The 20089-nt window shown below is 60.3% G+C and carries 22 protein-coding genes, 1 tRNA gene and 1 pseudogene; 17 read left to right on the top strand and 7 right to left on the bottom strand.

Annotated features, from left to right (window positions below):
* Window positions 1-10 precede the first annotated feature (10 nt).
* The 8 genes from purC to HX821_RS13250 all read left to right on the top strand — a co-directional run bounded on the left by purC (window position 11) and on the right by HX821_RS13250 (window position 4387).
* A complete protein-coding gene (gene purC / locus HX821_RS13215; RefSeq protein WP_003211975.1) occupies window positions 11-724 on the top strand; it encodes a phosphoribosylaminoimidazolesuccinocarboxamide synthase in 714 nt (237 codons plus the stop codon).
* An 83-nt stretch (window positions 725-807) separates the two neighbouring features.
* Window positions 808-897, top strand: a tRNA-Ser gene (locus HX821_RS13220).
* Window positions 898-1018: 121 nt separating this feature from the next.
* Window positions 1019-1414, top strand: a complete 396-nt coding sequence (locus HX821_RS13225) for a nucleotidyltransferase domain-containing protein (protein ID WP_177035875.1) — start codon at window positions 1019-1021, stop codon at window positions 1412-1414.
* Entirely contained in the window at window positions 1404-1838 is a 435-nt protein-coding gene (locus HX821_RS13230) for a DUF86 domain-containing protein (RefSeq protein WP_177035876.1), read from the top strand. Before HX821_RS13225 ends, HX821_RS13230 begins: the two co-directional genes overlap by 11 nt.
* Window positions 1839-1913: 75 nt before the next feature.
* Entirely contained in the window at window positions 1914-2471 is a 558-nt protein-coding gene (locus HX821_RS13235) for a cytochrome b (protein WP_087692600.1), read from the top strand.
* A gap of 43 nt (window positions 2472-2514) precedes the next feature.
* Window positions 2515-3066: a tetratricopeptide repeat protein gene (locus HX821_RS13240; protein ID WP_017479232.1), complete on the top strand. Its 552-nt coding sequence runs from the start codon at window positions 2515-2517 to the stop codon at window positions 3064-3066.
* Between the two features lie 59 nt (window positions 3067-3125).
* On the top strand, window positions 3126-3623 hold the full coding sequence (locus tag HX821_RS13245; RefSeq protein ID WP_003211943.1) for an RNA polymerase sigma factor: 498 nt from the start codon (window positions 3126-3128) through the stop codon (window positions 3621-3623).
* Window positions 3620-4387 (top strand): anti-sigma factor, encoded by a 768-nt coding sequence (locus HX821_RS13250; protein WP_177035877.1) that lies wholly within the window; start codon window positions 3620-3622, stop codon window positions 4385-4387. The genes HX821_RS13245 and HX821_RS13250 overlap by 4 nt, the downstream gene beginning before the upstream one ends.
* A gap of 2 nt (window positions 4388-4389) precedes the next feature.
* Here the strand turns inward: HX821_RS13250 and HX821_RS13255 are convergent, their stop codons facing one another.
* The 3 genes from HX821_RS13255 to HX821_RS13265 form a co-directional block, all read right to left on the bottom strand.
* The gene (locus tag HX821_RS13255) at window positions 4390-5418 is read right to left on the bottom strand and encodes an AraC family transcriptional regulator (protein ID WP_177035878.1); all 1029 of its coding nucleotides are present in this window, start codon (window positions 5416-5418) and stop codon (window positions 4390-4392) included.
* Window positions 5419-5444: 26 nt separating this feature from the next.
* Window positions 5445-6266, bottom strand: coding sequence for an SDR family NAD(P)-dependent oxidoreductase (locus HX821_RS13260; RefSeq protein ID WP_008437872.1), 822 nt, complete (start codon window positions 6264-6266; stop codon window positions 5445-5447).
* 112 nt (window positions 6267-6378) lie between these two features.
* Window positions 6379-7320, bottom strand: a complete 942-nt coding sequence (locus HX821_RS13265) for a LysR family transcriptional regulator (protein ID WP_177035879.1) — start codon at window positions 7318-7320, stop codon at window positions 6379-6381.
* 159 nt (window positions 7321-7479) lie between these two features.
* On the opposite strand from HX821_RS13265, the gene HX821_RS13270 reads away from it, so the two are divergent.
* The 5 genes and pseudogenes from HX821_RS13270 (at window position 7480) to HX821_RS31985 (ending at window position 13041) form a co-directional block, all read left to right on the top strand.
* Entirely contained in the window at window positions 7480-8790 is a 1311-nt protein-coding gene (locus HX821_RS13270; RefSeq protein ID WP_003211933.1) for an MFS transporter, read from the top strand.
* A 22-nt stretch (window positions 8791-8812) separates the two neighbouring features.
* Window positions 8813-10042 carry a Zn-dependent hydrolase gene (locus HX821_RS13275; RefSeq protein ID WP_177035880.1) on the top strand — a complete coding sequence of 410 codons (1230 nt, stop codon included), beginning with the start codon at window positions 8813-8815 and terminating at the stop codon, window positions 10040-10042.
* Window positions 10043-10210: 168 nt separating this feature from the next.
* Window positions 10211-11236 carry a histone deacetylase family protein gene (locus HX821_RS13280; protein ID WP_177035881.1) on the top strand — a complete coding sequence of 342 codons (1026 nt, stop codon included), beginning with the start codon at window positions 10211-10213 and terminating at the stop codon, window positions 11234-11236.
* Window positions 11237-11415: 179 nt separating this feature from the next.
* Window positions 11416-12183 (top strand): annotated as a pseudogene (locus tag HX821_RS31980) (MCP four helix bundle domain-containing protein); the annotation flags it as partial.
* A gap of 48 nt (window positions 12184-12231) precedes the next feature.
* A complete protein-coding gene (locus HX821_RS31985; RefSeq protein WP_371316412.1) occupies window positions 12232-13041 on the top strand; it encodes a methyl-accepting chemotaxis protein in 810 nt (269 codons plus the stop codon).
* On the opposite strand, the gene HX821_RS13290 is transcribed toward HX821_RS31985, so the two are convergent.
* A complete protein-coding gene (locus tag HX821_RS13290) occupies window positions 13010-13861 on the bottom strand; it encodes a hypothetical protein (RefSeq protein ID WP_177035883.1) in 852 nt (283 codons plus the stop codon). The genes HX821_RS31985 and HX821_RS13290 overlap by 32 nt on opposite strands.
* Window positions 13862-14526: 665 nt before the next feature.
* Between HX821_RS13290 and HX821_RS13295 the strand changes: the two genes are divergently transcribed.
* Window positions 14527-15429, top strand: coding sequence for a LysR family transcriptional regulator (locus HX821_RS13295; RefSeq protein WP_008437881.1), 903 nt, complete (start codon window positions 14527-14529; stop codon window positions 15427-15429).
* Here the strand turns inward: HX821_RS13295 and HX821_RS13300 are convergent.
* On the bottom strand, window positions 15421-16179 hold the full coding sequence (locus HX821_RS13300) for a substrate-binding domain-containing protein (RefSeq protein ID WP_087692592.1): 759 nt from the start codon (window positions 16177-16179) through the stop codon (window positions 15421-15423). The two genes, HX821_RS13295 and HX821_RS13300, sit on opposite strands and share 9 nt — an antisense overlap.
* Window positions 16180-16191: 12 nt before the next feature.
* Window positions 16192-17484, bottom strand: coding sequence for an MFS transporter (locus HX821_RS13305; RefSeq protein ID WP_003211917.1), 1293 nt, complete (start codon window positions 17482-17484; stop codon window positions 16192-16194).
* A 198-nt stretch (window positions 17485-17682) separates the two neighbouring features.
* On the opposite strand from HX821_RS13305, the gene HX821_RS13310 reads away from it, so the two are divergent.
* A complete protein-coding gene (locus tag HX821_RS13310) occupies window positions 17683-17829 on the top strand; it encodes a hypothetical protein (RefSeq protein ID WP_166742144.1) in 147 nt (48 codons plus the stop codon).
* 168 nt (window positions 17830-17997) lie between these two features.
* Here HX821_RS13310 and HX821_RS13315 read toward each other — a convergent pair whose 3' ends face one another.
* A complete protein-coding gene (locus HX821_RS13315) occupies window positions 17998-18387 on the bottom strand; it encodes a VOC family protein (protein ID WP_177035884.1) in 390 nt (129 codons plus the stop codon).
* Between the two features lie 134 nt (window positions 18388-18521).
* Here HX821_RS13315 and HX821_RS13320 point away from each other — a divergent pair, with 134 nt between their 5' ends.
* Window positions 18522-19244: a GntR family transcriptional regulator gene (locus HX821_RS13320; RefSeq protein WP_003211913.1), complete on the top strand. Its 723-nt coding sequence runs from the start codon at window positions 18522-18524 to the stop codon at window positions 19242-19244.
* A complete protein-coding gene (locus tag HX821_RS13325; RefSeq protein WP_177035885.1) occupies window positions 19241-20029 on the top strand; it encodes an SDR family oxidoreductase in 789 nt (262 codons plus the stop codon). The genes HX821_RS13320 and HX821_RS13325 overlap by 4 nt, the downstream gene beginning before the upstream one ends.
* Window positions 20030-20089 lie beyond the last annotated feature (60 nt).

Below are 20089 nucleotides of genomic sequence, written 5' to 3' on the forward strand. Positions count from 1 at the left end.
GGAGCCCATCATGGAAAAACGTGAAGAACTCTACCGCGGCAAAGCCAAATCGGTTTACAAGACCGACGACGCCAACCGCTTGATCCTGCTGTTTCGCAACGACACCTCGGCGTTCGACGGCAAGCGCATCGAACAGCTCGACCGCAAAGGCATGGTGAACAACAAGTTCAACGCCTTCATCATGCAGAAACTCGAAGCGGCCGGCATTCCGACCCAATTCGACAAACTGCTGGGCGACAACGAATGCCTGGTGAAAAAACTCGACATGATCCCGGTCGAGTGCGTCGTGCGTAACTACGCGGCCGGCAGCCTGGTGAAGCGTTTGGGCGTGGAAGAGGGCCTCAAGCTCAACCCTTACACCTTCGAACTGTTCCTGAAAGACGACGCCAAGGGTGACCCGTTCATCAACGAATCCCACGTGGTGGCATTTGGTTGGGGCACCGCTGAGCAACTGGCTCGCATGAAGGAGCTGTCGCTGAAGGTCAACGACGTCCTGAGCAAACTGTTCGACGACGCCGGCCTGCTGCTGGTGGACTTCAAACTGGAATTCGGCGTGTTCCACGACGGCTCCATCGTCCTGGGCGACGAATTCAGCCCGGACGGCTGCCGCCTGTGGGACAAAGACACTCGCAAGAAGATGGACAAAGACCGCTTCCGCCAGGGCCTCGGTGACGTTATCGAAGCCTACGAAGAAGTCGCCAACCGTCTCGGCGTACCGCTGTAATCGACGCAAGCATCTGATAGCACGGAAAAAAATCGCTTTTGCGCTTTGCTTCCAGGAAACAGGCTGTTATGATGCGCGCCGTTGGAGAGATGCCAGAGTGGCCGAATGGGACGGATTCGAAATCCGTTGTACCTTCACCGGTACCTAGGGTTCGAATCCCTATCTCTCCGCCATTATTGAAAAATGAAAAACCCCCGATAACTTCAATGTTGTCGGGGGTTTTTTGCTTTCAGTCAGAAACTGCATAATGAATTCTGCTACGGTCTTCGTTAATTGGCGCTTCGGACATCGGTCATGAATTTTAAAAAAGTACTGGCGCATTTGCAGGCTGAAGTTCCCGAGCTATTGGCTGTGTATGTGTTCGGTAGCCAAGTGACGGGTGAGGCACGTAGTGAGAGTGATCTGGATGTTGCGGTCCTTTCTGCGGGAGTGGTCGAGCCTTTATTGCTATGGCAGCTTTCTGGGGAGTTGGCCGATATCGTTGGAGTTCCCGTCGACTTGCTTGATTTGCGCGCAGCCTCAACGGTAATGCAATACCAAGTATTGACCACTGGGCGTCGGCTCTGGTCCGGGAACGTCCAGGCGGGTCTATTCGAGAGCTACGTCCTGAGCGAAAAAGCCGCGCTGGACACGGCAAGGGCTGAGTTGTTGGCGGATATCCAGAAGGAAGGGAAAGTTTATGGTCGATGATGTTCTCATCAATAAAGCAGCCAGTATTGAGCGTTGCGTTGCGCGCGCCCGTCAGGAATACGATAAGGATCCCACCAGCTTCACCACCGATTTCACGCGCCAGGATGCGGCGATTTTTAATATTCAGCGTGCCTGTGAGGCAGCGCTGGACATGGGCCAGCATTTGATTCGTCGTGAGCGCCTGGGTGTTCCACAAGGAGCTCGTGACGTGTTTGAGTTGTTATGTCAGGGCGGTTGGGTCAATCCTGCGTTGCTGACCAACCTGAAGAACATGGTCGGGTTCCGTAACATTGCTGTTCACGAGTACCAGACGCTTCAATTGCCGATTACTGTAGCGATCATTACAAAACACCTGGATGAGTTTCTAGCATTTAGTTCGCATATTTTGACCAAGGATGCGGGGTTGGAAAATAAACAAGTCTAATCTGTAAATTTTCCATCCCTCTGAATAAGTTTTCCTGCTGCGGTGTTCACCACACAGACCACTCAGGAAACGCCCATGAACAATCCCGCCGACCGCTACGACCGCCTGACCCGCACCTTCCACTGGCTGACCGCCGCCCTGGTGATCTTCATGTTCGCCAGCGCCCACGTCTGGGAAAACCTGGAAAAAGGCACGCCACTGCGCAAGGGCCTGCAATCGGTCCATATCTCCCTGGGCATCGCCATGGCGGTGCTGATCGCTGCACGTATCCTCTGGCGTGTGTTCGGCGGCAATCACCCAAAGGCCGACAATCACCCTGCGCTTAACGTGGCCGCCAAAATCGCCCACGGCTGTTTATACCTGTTGTTACTGACGCAGGTGACCCTGGGCTTCCTGTTCCGCTGGGCCCAGGGCGAGCCCTTCAACTTTTTCGGACTGTTCCCGGTGCCAGCGCCTTTTGTGATCGATCACGAATTGCGAGGCACTCTGGGTGGCCTGCACAACAATGTCGCCTGGGCGATCATCGTACTCGCCGGGCTGCATGCCTGCGCCGCGCTGTGGCATCACTACATCCAGCGCGACAGCACGTTGCGCCGCATGCTGCCGGCCCCTCGTGGCGATCTTCCCTACTGAGTTTGCTGCTGTACTTTCCCTATCGTTACGGAGCATGAATGCCATGAAGAATCGTCCCGAGCACGCCGTTGGTTACCGCACCGCTTTGTTCTTTGGCGCCTGTATGGCCGCCGCGCTATTGGCCGGCCAGGCCCATGCCTCCGGTGACGAATCGGCGCCGCCCAAGCCCAACTGCCCCAAAGGCCAGGTCTGGGATACCAAGACCGGCAAGTGCGTGCTGCAAACCAGCAAGGCCACGTCGGACGCCGACCGCACCGACTACGCCTATCGCCTGGCCAAGGACGGGCGTTATGAAGAAGCCTTGTCACTGCTCGACACCCTGCAAAACCCGAACACCGCCAAGGCCCTGAACTACCGCGGCTACGCCACCCGCAAACTGGGGCGCACCGATGAAGGCATCAGCTACTACCTGAAGTCCGTGGCACTGGACCCCAACTACGCACAAGTCCGTGAGTACCTGGGGGAGGCCTACGTCATCAAGGGCCGTGTGGACCTGGCCCAGGAGCAACTGGTGAAGATCAAGGCGTTGTGCAGCACCACCTGCGAAGAGTACGAAGACCTGGCTGAAGCCATCGCCGCCGCGCCTCAGGCTTGAAGCTGTGAGCGAACAGCCGGGAGATTGCCATCACCACAGACGCTGAGTTGCGCCGAGAGTTGAGCCAGCTGTTGCCACGTTTATGGCGATACGGACTGGTGCTGTCGCGACAAAAGCATGTGGCTGATGACCTGGTGCAAGCCACCTGCGTGCGGGCGTTGGAGCGTGCAGGCCAGTTCGTGGCTGGCACGCGGCTGGACCGCTGGTTGCTGACGATCATGCATTCGATCTGGCTTAACGAATTGCGCGCCCAGCGAGTACGGCAAGGGCAGGGGTTTGTCGACGCCGAGCAGGCGTTGTCGTTCGACGGTGAAGCCCTGGCTCAGGACCAGGTCCTGGCCGCGCAGGTGATCAAGCGCGTCAATGCATTACCCGAAGCGCAGCGGGAGACTGTTTTTCTGGCCTACGTCGAAGGCCTCTCATACAAGGAAATTGCCGAAGTCCTGCATATTCCCGTAGGAACGGTGATGAGCCGGTTGGCCGCTGCACGCATGAAGCTGGCTGAAACTGCGCACTCAAGCGGCTTGTTGGATAAATCGAGCGGAGAACGACGATGACTCAAAATACACCACCGTCGGATGAACTGCTGGTGGCTTACCTGGACGGTGAGTTAGACCCTCAGCAGCGCCAGCTTATCGATAACCTGCTGGGGATCGATCCTGCCGTGACAGCCCGCTTGGAGCTGCTCAAGCGCGGCCACTTGCCGTTCAAATCAGCCTTCGATTCGGTTCTCGATCAAGCCCCTACAGAGCGTTTGCAGGTGATGCTCGATGCGTTGCCGCCGGCACAAACACCGACCCTGAGTCGACGCAAATTTCTCGCGGTAGCAGCAAGCTTTGCGGTGGCAGGTGTGGTCGCTGATCGATTGTTCATGACCTGGCCCCGGCCTGAGCCCGGTTCGGGCTGGCGTGCCTCGGTGGCCGAATACATGGCGCTGTATACGCCCCAGACCCTGGAAAACCTCAGCGCCGATCCCGACTCCCATATCGCCCAGCTGAGTTCGGTCGGGACCCAGCTCGGCCTGTCGTTGAACCCGGATGCAGTACACCTGCCTGGCGCCGAATTTCGCCGCGCACAAATCCTTGATTATGACGGCGTACTGATCGGCCAACTGACCTACCTCGACGCGCGCCACGGCCCGCTGGCGCTGTGCATTACGGCGGCGAAAAAAGGTGCGGTGGCCATGGCCACCGAACAGCGCCGGGGCATGAACGTGGTGTTTTGGTCCAGCCCGTCCCATGCGTTCATGTTGATTGGCAGAAACCCGTTCGAGGATTTGCAGATCATGGCGCGCAGTGCCGAGAAGGCTTTGTCGGCATAGCGTCAATGAGACGATGAGGGCGTCTGCAACGCCCGCCACCGAGCCGGCGTCGTCCCCTCCCAGGAACGAAACGCACGATAAAACGAGTTGGTATCTTCATAGCCCACCAGGCACGCGATCTCGTCTATCTCAATTGACGGCTCGGTGAGCAGATGCCGCACCACTTCCTGGCGGGTTTCCAGCATCAGTTGCCGAAAACTGGTGCCGGCCTCGGTAATGCGCCGTTGCAACGTGCGTTCGCTCATGCCCAGCTCCCGCGCTACCTCGACCATCTCGGGGCGGCCACTGGCCAGGAAGCGCTTGAGGGTGATCTTGACCTGATGGCTGATGCTGGCCGGTGTCGAGGCCTCGGCAAGCGCTGCCACCAGGCCCGGGTTCAGCATTTCGAGCATTTGCGGGTTGTACCCCGGAAAAGGTCGGTCCAGATCGGCGGCGTCCAGTATCAGCGCGTTGCGCCCGGCACCAAAACGCACGGAGCAACCGAAAAACTCGGCCAGTGCACGGCTGCCATCGTCCGGGCGAACCAGTTCGACCTGCAGGGGAGTGATCTGCGTCCGTGCTCCCCGTCGCCCCAATTCAACAAACGTCGCAAACGCCGCATCCACCAGCAGCGCAGGCGGTAATTCTGGCGTGTGCAACCAGTCGATGGTCACCGTACAGGTACGGCCATCCTCGCAAACCTGCAGGCGCTCGGGTGTGCACAATTGCTTGAAGCGGGCGAGGCGGTGCAGGCCATCGCGATAATCCCGGGCGATAAAAGCGGCAAAGCTGGAGGGTGGAAGCGCGGTGATATCCAGCCGCGTCACCAGTAATATCCCGACAGCCGGATCAGGATTAAGTATGCGCACCGCCTCCCACAAGCGAAAGAACTCCAGCGTCGTCACCTGCCGCCGGTCTCGCCGCTCGCGGATATGCAGGGTCATGGGCAAGCGTGCCTGACGCAACACCACCGACGGCTCCAGCCCGACGCTCTGCAGCGCCAGCCAGAACACATCCGGTATGTTGAAACGGGGTTGGGTCACGTCAGGCATGCGGCACCTTTTTCAAAAGCGTGAGATTAATCCGAGGCTGACACGCTGAGGTCATGCCACTTTTTATCCGACTCGGCCAAGTCTGCCGCTGCCCGGGCGGCGTATTGCACGGCATCGCTGCCGATCAGCAAGCGTAGCGGGGCGTCTTTGTTCAGTGCCAGCTCCAGCACGATTTCGGCAACCCGGTCCGGACCCGTCGGCAGGATGCCGGGGGAGTTGAGCAATTCAACCAGGGCGCCGACCGTTTGTTGGTAGGGCTCACTGATGGCCGGAATCGTCATGGAACTGCCCGACCAGTCCGTGCGCATGCCGCCCGGCTCCAGCACGGTCACCTGGATGCCCAGTGGTGTGACTTCCTGTGCCAGTACTGTGGAAAATCCACCGACTGCCCATTTCGCACTCTGATACGCGGCCAGGCCGGCCATGCCGATGCGGCCACCCAACGACGATACCTGGAAGATATGCCCACGGCCCTGGGCGCGCAGCACCGGCACCACCGCCTTGCTCACGTGCACCACACCATAGAAGTTGGTGCTGATCTGCGCGGAAAAATCCTCCAGCGTCACATCTTCCACCGACGCCAGGTCACCGTAGCCGGCGTTATTGACCACCACATCCAGGCGACCAAAATGTTTCACCGCGGCATCCACCGCTTCCAGCACCTGCTGGTTATTGGTCACGTCCAGCGTGACCGGATAAATCGCCTCGCCGTATTCGGCCACCAGGTCATCCAACTGCTTGGGATTGCGCGCGGTGGCAACCACACGATCACCGGCGCGCAGGGCGGCTACGGTAATCGAGCGGCCGAGGCCGCGGGAACTGCCGGTGATAAACCATATCCTGGACATTCGAACACCTCTTCGTTTGAGACTGCGGGAGTAACTTGTGAACGAATGATGGTCGACGGGCCTCTCTCATACACTAGCAAGAGGCTGCCAAGTGACTTGCATATCACGCCATTTATTCTGCGGCCAACCGTGCCGACAGGCTTTCGATAAACACCGTCTCCGCCCGGCTCATCTTCTGCTCACGGTTCCACAGCAGGTGGATATCCACGTCGGTAATCCCTTCGTCTGGCGGCAAGCGCCAGAGCAACCCATGCTTCACATCCTCGGCCACCACATGAATCGGCAGGCAGCCCAGGCCAAACCCGGCAATCACCAACCGCCGAACTTCCTCCAGGCTGGAGGACGACGCCACGATGCGCCCGCTGAAGCCCTGCTGGTCGCGAAAGATCGTCAACGGCGAGAGCATCCCGCCGATCTGGTCGCTGGTAAAACTCACGAAGTTCTCCGACTGCAAATCTCCCTCCGCCAGCCCGGTGCGTCCGAACAACGGGTGATGCCGCCCGCAAAAAAATGCATAACGCTGACGTAGGAACAGGTGCTGCTCCAGCCGTGGTTGCGGCCGGCGATTGAGGCTCAGGCCCAGCGTCGCGGTTTTCTCCAGCAGGGCGGCGACGATGTCAGAGCTGCGCATCACCTCAACGTCCAGGTCGACCCGGGGATGCTGGCGATGGAAGTCCGCCAGGAAGTCATCAAAGGTGTCCGAACTGATCCGGCTGATCATCAGCAACCGCACTTTGCCAAGCACCTCGTCGCCAGGCTTTTGCAGGGCGTTGCTCATCTGCGAGACCTGGCCATACATCTCGCCGGCGATCGCGAAAATCTGCTCGCCGGCTTCGGTCAGCACGAAGCGCGGGCCGCGCCGGGCGATCAACTGGCAGTCGAGCTGTTCTTCCAGGCGCTTGAGCGCCTGGCTGATGGCCGGCTGGGTGAGGTGCAGGCGGGCGGCGGCGCGACTGATGCTCAACTCCTGGCCGATCACCCGGAAGGTGCGCAACAGGTTCCAGTCCAGGCGGTCATTGAGCAGCGGATGAGCATCGCGGCGATTTTCAGGCATGTCGACAGCTCGATAATAAGCAGGATTTATAATCGGAATAATAAATAGAAAATTGACTAATCATAGGGCCGAGACGAAAAATCACCCTCAACCAGCGCCATCAGAGCGCGTGCGCCAGACCTTTCTCCTGCCAAAAAAATAACCAAAGGAGCCAGCCCCATGAAGCCTTCCGCTTCGCCGCAGCCGCGCCGTGCCGCGGCCGCCGCTTTCATCGGCACCATGATCGAGTGGTACGACTTTTACATCTACGCCACCGCCGCCGCGCTGGTGTTCGGTCAATTGTTCTTCCCTTCCGACGACAAACTGTTCAGCACCATGGCCGCGTTCGGCACCTTTGCCGTGGGCTTTTTCGCTCGGCCATTGGGCGGCATTGTGTTTGGGCATATCGGTGACCGTATCGGTCGCAAGAAATCCCTGGTGATCACGCTGGTGATGATGGGCGTGGTCACCGTATGTATCGGCCTGTTGCCGACCTACGCGCAGATCGGCGTCGCGGCGCCGGTGTTGCTGGTGCTGCTGCGCATCGTGCAGGGCATCGCCGTTGGCGGCGAGTGGGGCGGGGCGGTGCTGATGGCCGGCGAACATGCACCCAAAGGCCGTCGCAATTTCTTTGCCTCCTTTGCACAGTTGGGCAGCCCGGCGGGTTTGATCCTGTCGTTGCTGGCCTTCAGTGCGGTAACCCGTTTGCCGGAGGCCGACCTGCTCAGTTGGGGCTGGCGCGTGCCGTTCCTGGCCAGTGCCTTGTTGTTGATCGTCGGTCTGGCAATCCGCCTGGGCGTCAACGAATCGCCTGAGTTCCTGGAAGACAAAGCCAAGGCAGAAAAGGCCCGGGCCATCACCCAGGATCAGGCCCCGGTGATCGAAGTGCTGAAAACGGCCTGGCGCCCGCTGCTGCTGTGCATCGGCGCCAACACCCTGGGGATTGCCGGGGTGTATTTCACCAACACCTTCATGATTGCCTACACCACCCAGCAACTTAACCTGCCGCGCTCGTTGATTCTGGAATGCCTGTTTGTCGTGGCCATCATCCAGTTCTGTGTCCAGCCGCTGGCGGCCTGGGTGGCGGAGAAGGTCGGTGCCACACGCTTTCTGTGTGCGATGAGCGTGCTTGCGATGGCCTCGCCTTATCCGATGTTCGTGCTTGTCAGCAGCGGCCAGGCGCCATTGATCATCCTCGGCATCGCCCTGGCCGTGGTGTGCATGGCCTCGTTTTATGCGGTGATTGCAGGCTTCGTCAGCGGCTTGTTCGAAACCCGCGTGCGCTACACCGCCATCTCCCTGGCCTACCAAGTGTGCGGCGCACTGGCCGGTGGCCTCACGCCGTTGATCGGCACCTGGCTGGCCCATGAATACCAGGGCCAGTGGTGGCCGATGGCTGTGTTCTACAGCGCGATCGCGGCGGTTTCGCTGCTGTGCGTACTTGCGTTGTCCCGGCGTCACGCCACCGCCCACCGTCTTGAAATGGCTTGAAGCGTTTGATTGGAGAATGTGTATGTTGAAGATTAATGGCGAGCGCCTGTGGGCCAGCCTGATGGCCATGGCCGAAATCGGCGCCACGGCCCGCGGTGGCAGTTGCCGCCTGGCGTTGAGCGCCGAAGACCAGGCGGGCCGCGCACTGTTCAGCCGCTGGTGTGAAGATGCCGGGCTGACCCTGAGCGTCGATGCCATCGGCAACCTGTTCGCCCGCCGGGCTGGCACCGACCCTGAAGCTGCGCCGGTGATGATGGGCAGCCACCTCGACACCCAGCCGGAAGGCGGGCGTTTTGATGGCGTCTATGGTGTGCTGGCCGGACTGGAAGTGATCCGCAGCCTCGACGACCACGGCATCAAGACCCGCAAACCGCTGGAAATCGCGGTGTGGACCAACGAGGAGGGCGCCCGGTTTACCCCGGCCATGCTCGGCTCGGCCGTGTTCACCGGCACCTTGGCGTTGGATAACGCGCTGGCCACCCGGGATGTCGCCGGTGTCAGCGTGGCGGATGCGTTGCGCAGCACCGGCTACAACGGCGAGCGCCCCTTGGGTGGCGCGGTGGATGCGTATTTTGAAGCGCACATCGAGCAAGGTCCTATTCTGGAAGACAACGCCAAGAGCATTGGCGTGGTCACCGGTGGGCAGGCGATTCGCTGGCTAGACGTGCGCGTGGAAGGCATGGCCGCCCATGCCGGGACCACGCCGATGCCACTGCGCAAGGACGCCTTGTACGGCGCCGCGCAGATGATCCAGTCGCTGGAAAACCTGGGGGCTGATTTTGCGCCTGAGGGCCTCACGACCGTGGGTGAATTGAGCATCGCCAAGTCGTCGCGCAACACCATTCCCGGCTTGCTGAATTTTACCGTCGACCTGCGTCATCACCGCGACGCCGACATAGAAGCCATGGAGCAACAGGTGCGTGCCCGCTTGCAGGACATCGCCGCCCAACGTGGTCTGAGCGTCACCGTCAGCCCGCACTGGATCAGCCCGGCGACACCGTTTGATGCCGAGTGTGTCGCCTGTGTGCAGTCCGCCGTGGATGCGTTGGATTATGCCCAGCAATCGATTGTCAGCGGTGCTGGCCATGACGCCATCCACCTGGCGCGGTTCTGCCCCACGGCGATGGTGTTCATTCCGTGCGTGGGAGGCTTGAGTCATAACGAAGCCGAAGATGTGCTGCCCGAGGATGTTCGCCAGGGCACCGATGTATTGCTCAATGCCGTGTTGAAACGTGCCGGCCAGGCTAATTAACGAAACATTTCTGCAAGGTTGAACACGATCAAAATGTAGGAGCTGGCTTGCCTGCGATAGCGGTGGTTCAGGCAACAAATTTGTATCTGAGCCACCGCAATCGCAGGCGAGCCAGCTCCTACAGGTCCGGTGTTCAACCGCAGATGTGTGCCCATCAGGAGAAATCCCATGCGTACTTATTTCCACCCCGAACAACTCCTGCACCATCCTCGCAGCTACTACTCCCGTGGCCAGATGCGTACCCCGCAGGAAGTTCCGGAGCGCGCCCGCAATCTGCTGCTGGCCGCGCAAAACCTGGGCTTCGACATCCAGCAACCCCACGACCACGGCCTTGATCCACTGCTGGCTGTGCACGGTGCGGCCTACCTGGCCTTCCTCCAGGAAGCCCACCAGCGCTGGAAAGAAATCCCCGAAGACTGGGGCGACGAAGTCATGTCCAACATCTTCGTGCGCGAGCCCAACGCCCTGCGCGGCATCCTTGCCCAGGCGGCGCGCTACCTCGCCGACGGCAGTTGCCCGATTGGCGAACTCACCTGGCGCTCGGCCTATTGGTCCGCCCAAAGCGCCGTCGCTGCCGCCCGGGACATCCTCGACGGCGCACCCGCGGCCTACGCGCTGTGCCGCCCGCCAGGCCACCACGCGCGTTTTGATGCAGCCGGTGGGTTCTGCTATATCAACAACGCGGCGGTTGCGGCGCAGGCGTTGCGCGCTGGCTTCGAGCGCGTCGCCGTGCTCGACACCGACATGCACCATGGGCAAGGCATCCAGGAGATTTTCTACGAGCGTGATGACGTGCTGTACGTGTCGATTCATGGCGACCCGACCAACTTCTATCCGGGGGTTGCAGGCTTTGCGGAGGAGCGCGGCGCAGCCAAGGGGGAAGGCTTCAACCTCAACCTGCCGATGGCGCATGGCGCGAGTGAGGCGGTGTTTTTCCAAAAGCTGGAACTGGCATTGAAGGCAGTGAAGGACTTCTCGGCGGACGTGCTGGTGTTGTCGCTGGGGTTCGATATCTACGAGCTGGATCCGCAAAGCAAAGTGGCGGTGACGCGGGAAGGATTTGCGCGGCTGGGGGAGTGCATTCGTGGATTGGGGTTGCCGTGTGTGATCGTGCAGGAGGGCGGGTATCACCTGGAAACGCTGGACAGTAATGCTCAGGCGTTTTTTGCAAGTGCGCAGGCGTGGTCGATGTAACCCGCTGAATAAAGCGCCCCGGACTGCCTTGGAAATACATTCAAGGCGCGTCCGCCCCGTGGGCCTTTCACGTCGATAATTTATATCTCTTAACTTCTGGTCGACACCCCTAAAGTCCCGCCCCGACTGGCCGAAACTCTGTCATACGATGTCGTATGCCCATAATGAGAACAATCGCCATGTCGCTCCGCAGCCTGTCCATCGCCCGCCGTGCGGGTCTCGGTTTTGCCTTGATTGCCTTGCTCGTGGCGCTGTTGGGGTTCTTTGCGCTCTCGAACATGGCAAGCATCCGCGAAAGCGCCGTGCAGGTTGAAAGTGGCCTGGTGCCGAAAATGCGCCTGGTCTCGGATATCCGCGAAATCATGCTGCGCATCCGCACTATTTCCCTGCGCATGGCCCTTGATCCCAATCCCGCGAGCCTCTCGCAATACCGCAGCCAGATGGACACCCGCAGCCAGGATCTGGCAAAGAAACTGGCCGACCTGAGTGCGGTGCTTGATACACCTGAGGTACGCAATCTCTACGACCAGTTTCAGGTCTCCCTGCGGCAATACCAGCAAGGCCTCACCCAGTCGTTCATCCTTGCCGACAAGCAGCAGACCGCCGAGCTGAACAAGTTGCTGCTGGTGGACATGAAGACCGTGGTCGACGGTTCCGGCAATCAGCTCAATGCCCTGGCCGACTATTACAACGCCCAGATAAACCTGCAGGGCCAGACGGCCGAGTTGCAGTACAGCCGCTCGCGCACGATGGTCTTCGGCTTCGTGCTGCTGGCGGCGTTGAGCACCGTGGCCCTGGCCTGGTTGCTGACGCGCAGCATCGTTGGTCCGCTGAGCCACGCGGTGCGCGCCGCAGAAAACGTCGCCCAAGGCGACCTGACGCAAACCGTTGAAGTGACCGGCGATGACGAAGTGACGCGCCTGCTGGTGGCGTTGCAGACCATGCAAGGCAGCCTGCGCAGTACCTTGCAGCTGATTCGCCAGTCGGCCGGGCAGATGGCGGCATCGGCCACCGACCTCAACGGCATCACCGACCAGAGCAGCCGTAGCCTGCAAAAGCAGACCGCTGAAATCGAGCAAGCCGCCACCGCGGTCAACGAGATGACCTCGGCCGCCGATGAGGTGGCACGTAATGCAGTCTCCACTTCCGAATCCACCCGGCTCTCCAATGAAACGGCCCGCGATGGCCAGCAGCGCGTCGGCGAGACGGTCAGCGCGATTCAGGCGTTGAGTACCAACATCGGTGAAACCTCGAGCCTGGTGCAAAACCTCGCCGATCAATCGCGGGACATCGGCAAGGTGCTCGATGTGATTCGCTCCATCGCCGAGCAGACCAACCTGTTGGCCCTGAACGCCGCCATCGAGGCGGCGCGTGCCGGTGAGTCCGGGCGTGGCTTTGCCGTGGTGGCCGACGAAGTGCGTGCGCTGGCCCATCGCACCCAGCAATCGACCCTGGAAATCGACCAGATGGTCACCGCGATGCGCAGTGGCTCCAGCGAGGCACTGACCTCAATGCAATCGAGCACCCAGCGGGCCAGCGAAACCTTGATCCTGGCCGAAGGCGCCGGTGGAGCCTTGAGCCAGATCACCGACTCCATCGACCAGATTCACCAGCGCAACCTGGTCATCGCCAGCGCCGCCGAGGAGCAGGCGCAAGTGGCCAAGGAAGTGGATCGCAACATCGTCAACATTCGTGACCTGTCCGCGCAATCATCTTCGGGAGCAGGGCAGATCAACGGGTCGAGCCAAGAGCTGGCGCGCTTGGCCGTGTCGCTCAATGAGGCGGTGGCGCGGTTTCAGCTGTAACGGGGTCTACTCGTGCCACGGATGGCACCAGTTCCAGGATACGGTCACGGCCACCTTCGGCCACGAGGTACGTTCCCTTCGTCGTACGCACAATCGACTGTGGCGCCTTCAGGAAAGACAGGATCGTCTGCTGGCGTCCTTGCTTGTCGATCAACAACAAACGCGCGCGGTGGGTGGAATCCTCGTTGATCCATAACCCGCGTTCATCGCACATCAGGAAGGTGGGTTTGTTCAATTGGCTCAGTACCACTGGATCGCTACCGTCCTCGGTTAATTCGCGGACCACACCCTTCTTCTTTTCTGTGTAGAGCATGCGCCCATCCGTGCAGCGAACAATCGACTCGCCTTCGCTGAGTTGGTCACGCACGACGCTCAAGGTCCTGTCGCTCCAGTGATAGCGCAGAATCCGCGCCCCGACCTTGCGGTCTTCGATGGCATACAGGTACTCGCCGTCGTCCCACAGCCCTTGCACGCTTTCTCCCCTGAACAGCTCGGTGACGACGCCGTCCTTGAGGAAGCTGACCGGCGCGCCGTCCACTTCCTGGCTGAACACCCAACCGCCCTGAGTGGCGACCATGCCATCGGGCTTGGATAGTTTTCCTACAACCAGCTCGCGTTTTCCGTCGGGCAAGATGCGTACGATACTGCCAAGCCCATCGCTCAATTCCTGGCTCACCATCAGCGAACCGTCGGGCATCGGCATCAGTGATGCGGCCTTTGCTACGTCTCGGTGGACGACATGAACACTCCAGTCTTCGGCTGCACTGACCGGGTAGAAGCTTTGCCAGGCGAAGAAGCCCAAAGCTGCAAGGCAGAGCAAACCCAGGAGCCACAACCCCGCTCGAAGCGCTCGATAGAGAGGCGCAGGGCTGGAAGTCCTTTTTATTGTTTCATCCATTGATTGCGTTACCAGTCTGTATTCGTGAGTGGAAAAGATTGCCGCTGCGGTTGATTGTCGTCGTCATCCTGCAAGAGGCTCTAAGCAGGAATTTTCCCGCATAAAGAATTTCCTTTATACCCATGCATGAGTGGTGCGAGAAACATAAAGGGACCGCAGGCATACAGCGGGGATTTGGCAGGAGGCGAGTTGCACATAGGCAATTTCAGTGGGAGTGGAACTACAGCCCATACAGTCATTCCGCACCATTCACGTTTGGTAGGTTGTGGTCGGGTGTTGGTGTGAGCATCTTTATCATCGGGAAGGGCTAGATGGATCCCTACGCATCCAGTAAGACAAATCAGCAGTGTTGTGCTGACAACTGTTTTTCCCATGTTAGACCTGTGAGGTGGTACCTAAGAGCTGTCAGTATTGACGCTTTTCAGAAGTCTCGTTTCCAACCCACGCAAATTCCCTGCTGATATGTATGACCGCATATTTTCCGTAGGGTTATTGGCTGATCCCGATTCTGTGGCCCGCGCCAATAGCATCCCGCCAGCCTCCATACGATAATGCCCGCCACATCTGCTCAACCAATGGCTGCCCCCGTGATCATCAACTTCGACCTCAACGACCTCCAGGCCTTCCGCGCCGTCGTAGATAAGGGCAGTTTCCGTGCGGCGGCCGAAGCCATCCGTATCTCCCAGCCGGCCCTCAGCCGGCGTATCGAGAAGCTCGAATCCGCCCTCGACGTCAAACTCTTCGAACGCACCACGCGCCGGGTCAGCCTGACCATGGTCGGCCGCGCGTTCCTGCCGCAAGTCGAGCGCATGCTCGATGACCTGGACATCGCCCTGATGGGCATCAGCAACGTCGCCTCGACCCGCATGGGCAATGTCACCATCGCCTGTGTGCCGTCCACCGCGTACTACTTCATGCCCCACGTGATCTCCGAATTCCACAAGCTCTATCCGAAGATTCGCCTGCGGGTCCTGGACGCGAGTGCGGGCGAGGTGTGTGCGGCGGTGGAAAGTGGCGAGGCGGATTTCGGCGTGAGTTTCAGCGGCAGCCTGGCAGACGGGGTGGAGTTCGAGCTGCTGTTGCAGGAGCGTTATGTACTGGCCTGTCGCCGGGAGCATCCGCTGGCGGACCGCGCCAGTGTGACGTGGGCCGAGGCGTACGAGCACGACTACATCACCGTGGACAAGACCTCAGGCAACCGCTTCCTGCTGGACCAGGCCCTGCGCGGCGTGCGGGTGAAGAAACCAAGCATCTGCGAAACCCATCACGTGACGACCATGATCGGGCTGGTGGAGGCGGGGCTTGGGGTGGCGATGGTGCCGTCGATTGCGATGCCGGGCGGCGAACATCCGATTCTGACGAGCGTGCCGCTGGTGGAGCCGGAGGTGGTGCGCAACGTGGGATTGATCAAGCGCCGCGGGCGTACGTTGACGCCGGCGGCACTGGAACTGGAGCGGTTGACGCGGGAGATGCCGTTCCGGTCAGTGTGAGACCGAATCCAGGCCGGTGGATTGCACCACGGGTTGCGCCTGGGGCGAGGCGAGGAATTGCAGGAGCTTTTTCGCCTGCGCCGGGTGCTGCGCATTTACCGGAATGCCGGCGGCAAAACGGGTGACGGACTGCACGTCTTCAGGGATCTTTCCGACGTAGGTCACGCCTGGAATTGGCAGCAGTTCGGACACCTGTTGCAAGCCCACTTCGTAATCACCCTTGGCCACCTGTGAGGCCACCGGGATGCGTTCGATCATGGTGCCCTTGGACGGCATGCCGAGCTTCTTGAACAGTTCCTTTTCGACGTAGACGCCGCTGGCGCTGTCCGAGTACGCGACGGATTTGGCGTTGGTCAGTACCGTCTTCAGTTCGGCATCGGTGGCAATCGAGGGCTTGGCCGCGCCTTCCTTGACCACCAGGCCGATGCGCGAGTCCGCCAGTTCAACCCGGGACGCTTTGTCGACCTTGCCTTGCTTGATCAGCTCATCCAGGGCGTAGCCGACCATGATCACCACGTCGGCGTGTTCGCCACGGGCCAGGCGGTTGGGAATCGCTTCCGGCGCCTTGCCCATCGACGGGCCGAGGATGGTGTCGAGGGTGTCGCCGCTCTGGGTGGCGTATTGCGCACCCAGCACCTTGTAGGCAGCGGTGAAGCCGCCGGAGGTCATGACTTTCAGCTCTTCGGCGTGGGCGACCATCGCCAGGGAACCGATCGCCAGTACCGCCAGTGTTTTCAGCATGGGGTTCATCAGTGCGACTCCTCAGGCAACTTGCAGACGGGCGCTGGCGCGGCGATACAGTGCGAACGTCGCGCACAGGGCGCACAGCGCGGCGAACATCAGCCAGTAGGCGGGCGATGCCTTGTCGCCCGTCTCGTGGATAAACCAGGTGGAAATCGCCGGGGTAAAACCGCCGAAGATCGCGGTCGCCAGGCTATAGGCCAGGGAGAAGCCGGCCACACGCACTTCCACCGGCATGATCTCGGTCAGGGCCGGGATCATGGCACCGTTGTACATGCCGTAGAGGAAGGAGAACCACAGCAGGGTTTCCAGCATGTGCGCGAAGCTTGGCGCATTGACCACGTAGGAAAGTGCCGGGTAAGCGGTCAGCACGGTCAAAGCAGTCATGGCGATCAGCACCGGCTTGCGGCCAAAACGGTCACTGAGGGTGCCACCGATGGGCAGCCAGATGAAGTTCGACACGGCCACCAGCAGGGTCACCAGCAGGGCGTCGGCGGTGGTCAGGTTGAGTACGGTTTTGCCGAAGGTGGGTGCGTACACGGTGATCAGGTAGAAGGCCGTGGTGGTCATCGCCACCATCATCATGCCGCCGATCACGATGGTCCAGTTCTTCACCAGGGTGGCCAGCACTTCGCGCATGGTCGGGCGATGCTTGCGGTTGGCGAACTCTTCGGTTTCCTGCAGGTTGCGGCGCAGGACGAAGATGAACGGGATGATCACGCAGCCGATGGCGAACGGAATGCGCCAGCCCCAATCGGCAACCACGGCTGGTTCCATCCACTGGTTCAGGCCATAACCCAGGGCGGCCGCGACCACGATGGAGATCTGCTGGCTACCCGATTGCCAACTGGTATAGAAACCCTTGCGGCCCGGGGTGGCCATTTCGGCCAGGTACACCGACACGCCGCCCAGTTCGGCACCGGCCGAGAAACCTTGCAACAGCCGGCCCATCAGCACCAGCAGCGGTGCCCACAAACCAATGGTGTGATAGCCGGGCACCAGCACGATCAGCAGGGTGCCACTGGCCATGATCGCCAGGGTCACGATCAAGCCTTTGCGACGGCCCACATCATCGATGTACGCGCCGAGGATGATAGCCCCCAGCGGACGCATCAAAAAGCCCGCGCCGAACACGGCGAAGGTCATCATTAATGACGCAAATTCATTAGCGGCAGGGAAGAAGGCGGCGGCGATATAGGTGGCATAGAAACCGAACAGAAAGAAGTCGAACTGTTCGAGAAAGTTGCCGGAGGTGACGCGAAAGACCGCGCCGACTTTGGAGCGGGCAGAGTCAGGCCGTGAAGGGTTTTGCATTTTCTTGTGTCTCCAGCGTTCTTTTTAAAGTGCTTGTTTCGCTTAAGACCGCGGATAGTGGCTGACACATTTGGAAATGATAAGTGAGTTGTTTACATGTATTGATGCGTCGTGGTTATCAATTGCCGGATGCACACAAAACCGCTCCCTCATCTATGCTTGCCCAGTGTGTCCAATTCTTACGGATGGGAGGTGGGTATGAGCAACGAACAGAAGCAGCGCGAAGAGTTGGAGCAGGAGCGGGCGAGGAAGCTTCGCGAGGAAGAAAAGCCGCAGACCTGGAAGCATCCGGACGATGGCACCGAGCTGTCGGAGCGTGACCAGGAGCGACCGCTCAAGCCCTGATGCAGGCAATTCACTGTGGCGAGGGAGCTTGCTGTGCCGAGGGAGCTTGCTGTGGCGAGGGAGCTTGCTCCCGCTGGGCTGCGAAGCGGCCCCAAGATTTTTGGGAGCGCTTCGCACTGGAGCGCCAGCCCGGTCCAGCGGGAGCAAGCTCCCTCGCCACAGTACGATTCACTGAATCGGCGTACACAACTCCACCAGCGTCCCATCCGGGCACCGCACATACGACACCACCTGCCCCCAAGGCTTGGTGCTCGGCGCAGCAAGTTCTGTCGCACCCTCGGCCAGCGCTCTGGCATGAGCCTTTGACACATCCTCGGTAACAAACCCCAACTCCATCCCCAGCAGTTGCTGTGAAGCATGCGCCTCCACATGCCCGCCCTTGAAGTTCATCTCGCCCAACTCATGCGCTGCAAAAGAGAGGGTGGTATCACCGGTATCCAACTCGCCATAGGTTCCCGATTCATGCAGGAAACGGCGACTGAAGCCGAAGGCTTTTTCGAAGAATTGCAGGGATGCAGCGACGTCCGGGACGTAGACGATGGTGTAGGCAAATTTCATGGTTCAGCGGTCCTTGCTGGAGAAAGGGCTCATTAGAGTCAGCGTCGTGCATACCGTCAACGGGAAACTATTTGACATATTTGATTTGTGATCACATATTGGAGCCATAAGAACGACAACACAGGTTTTGACTCATGACAGATGGCCCGCTTCTCCTTCCCACCTTGCGCCAGGTGTCCCGCGATACCTTGCAAGACCAGGTCTATCGCCAGATCCGCGAAGCCTTGATGAGTGGTCGTTTCCAGCCCGGCCAGAAACTCACCATCCGCGGCCTCGCCGAAGCCCTCGGCTCCAGCCCCATGCCAGTGCGCGAAGCCCTCCAGCGCCTCAGCGCCGAAAACGCCTTTGAAGTCACCGAAACCTCCCGTCTGCGGGTACGCATGATGACGGTCGAACGCCTGCGGGAAATCCGCGATGCGCGGGTCGCCCTGGAAGGTTTGCTGGCAGAAAAGGCCGTATTGCTCCTGGAAAAAGCCGACCTCGACGAAATTTCCGACCTCTGCCAACAGATGCAACAGGCCGCCGACGAAGTCGACGTTTCCCGCTACCTGTGGACCAACTTCGCCTTTCACCGTCGGATCTATGCCGTCGCCCAGGCCGAATTGACCATGGCCGCCGTGGAAAACTTCTGGCTGCACATGGGCCCGTGTTTTGCCCTGGTCGCCCCCGATAAAGCTCACTTGCAACGCTCGATGGAGGCGCATACGCGCATCGTCGAAGCCCTGGCCGCCCGCGATGGCGCCGGTGCCCGCGCGGCCGTGACCGATGACATCATGCAGGCCGCCGATTCCCTGGCGCGCCTGCTCGTCAAGAACGACCGTTCGAGGTCGTCTGTTTCAGGAGGTAAACGTGCATGAGTGTCCTACAGCGGCTGCAGCCCTATCCTGGGTTACGTGTGTTGATTTCCGGCGGGGCTGCCGGCATCGGTGAAGTGTTGGCGGCGGCCTATCTGGAGGCGGGTGCCAAGGTGCATGTGTGTGATGTCAGCGAAGCGGCCCTGGCGGCGTTTCGCGACAAGTACCCGGGCACTGTCGCCACCCGTGCCGACGTGAGCGATGCCGCGCAGATCGAGGCGGTGTTCCAGGTGCAGCGCGAGCAATTCGGCGGGCTGGATGTGCTGGTCAACAACGCCGGGATTGCCGGGCCCACCGGCGGCATCGACGCCATCAGCGATGCCGAGTGGCAAGCCACGATCAATATCAACCTGACGGCGCAATACCGCTTTGCCCACCACGCGGTGCCGATGCTCAAGGAATCGTCCCACGGCCATCTGCTGCATATCGCCTCGGTCGCCGGGCGCCTCGGCTACGCCTGGCGCACGCCGTATGCGGCGACCAAATGGGCCATCGTCGGCCTGATGAAATCCCTGGCCTCGGAGCTGGGTGAAAGCGACATCCGCGTCAACGCCTTGCTGCCCGGCATCGTTGAAGGCCCGCGCATGGACGGCGTGATCCGCGCCCGTGCCGAACAGGTCGGTGTGCCGGAAGCCGGGATGCGCCAGGAATACCTGAACAAGATCTCCCTCAAGCGCATGGTCACCGCCGAAGACGTCGCGGCCATGGCCTTGTTTCTCTGCTCGCCTGCTGCCCGCAATGTCACCGGCCAGGCGATCAGTGTCGACGGTAACGTCGAGTACCTGTAGGCCGCGTCAGCGTTAAGCCAGGGAAGAACACACAAGTTACACCCGGGATTTTTTTCATAA

This window comes from Pseudomonas sp. B6001 (assembly GCF_013386015.1).
Classification (GTDB): Bacteria; Pseudomonadota; Gammaproteobacteria; order Pseudomonadales; family Pseudomonadaceae; genus Aquipseudomonas.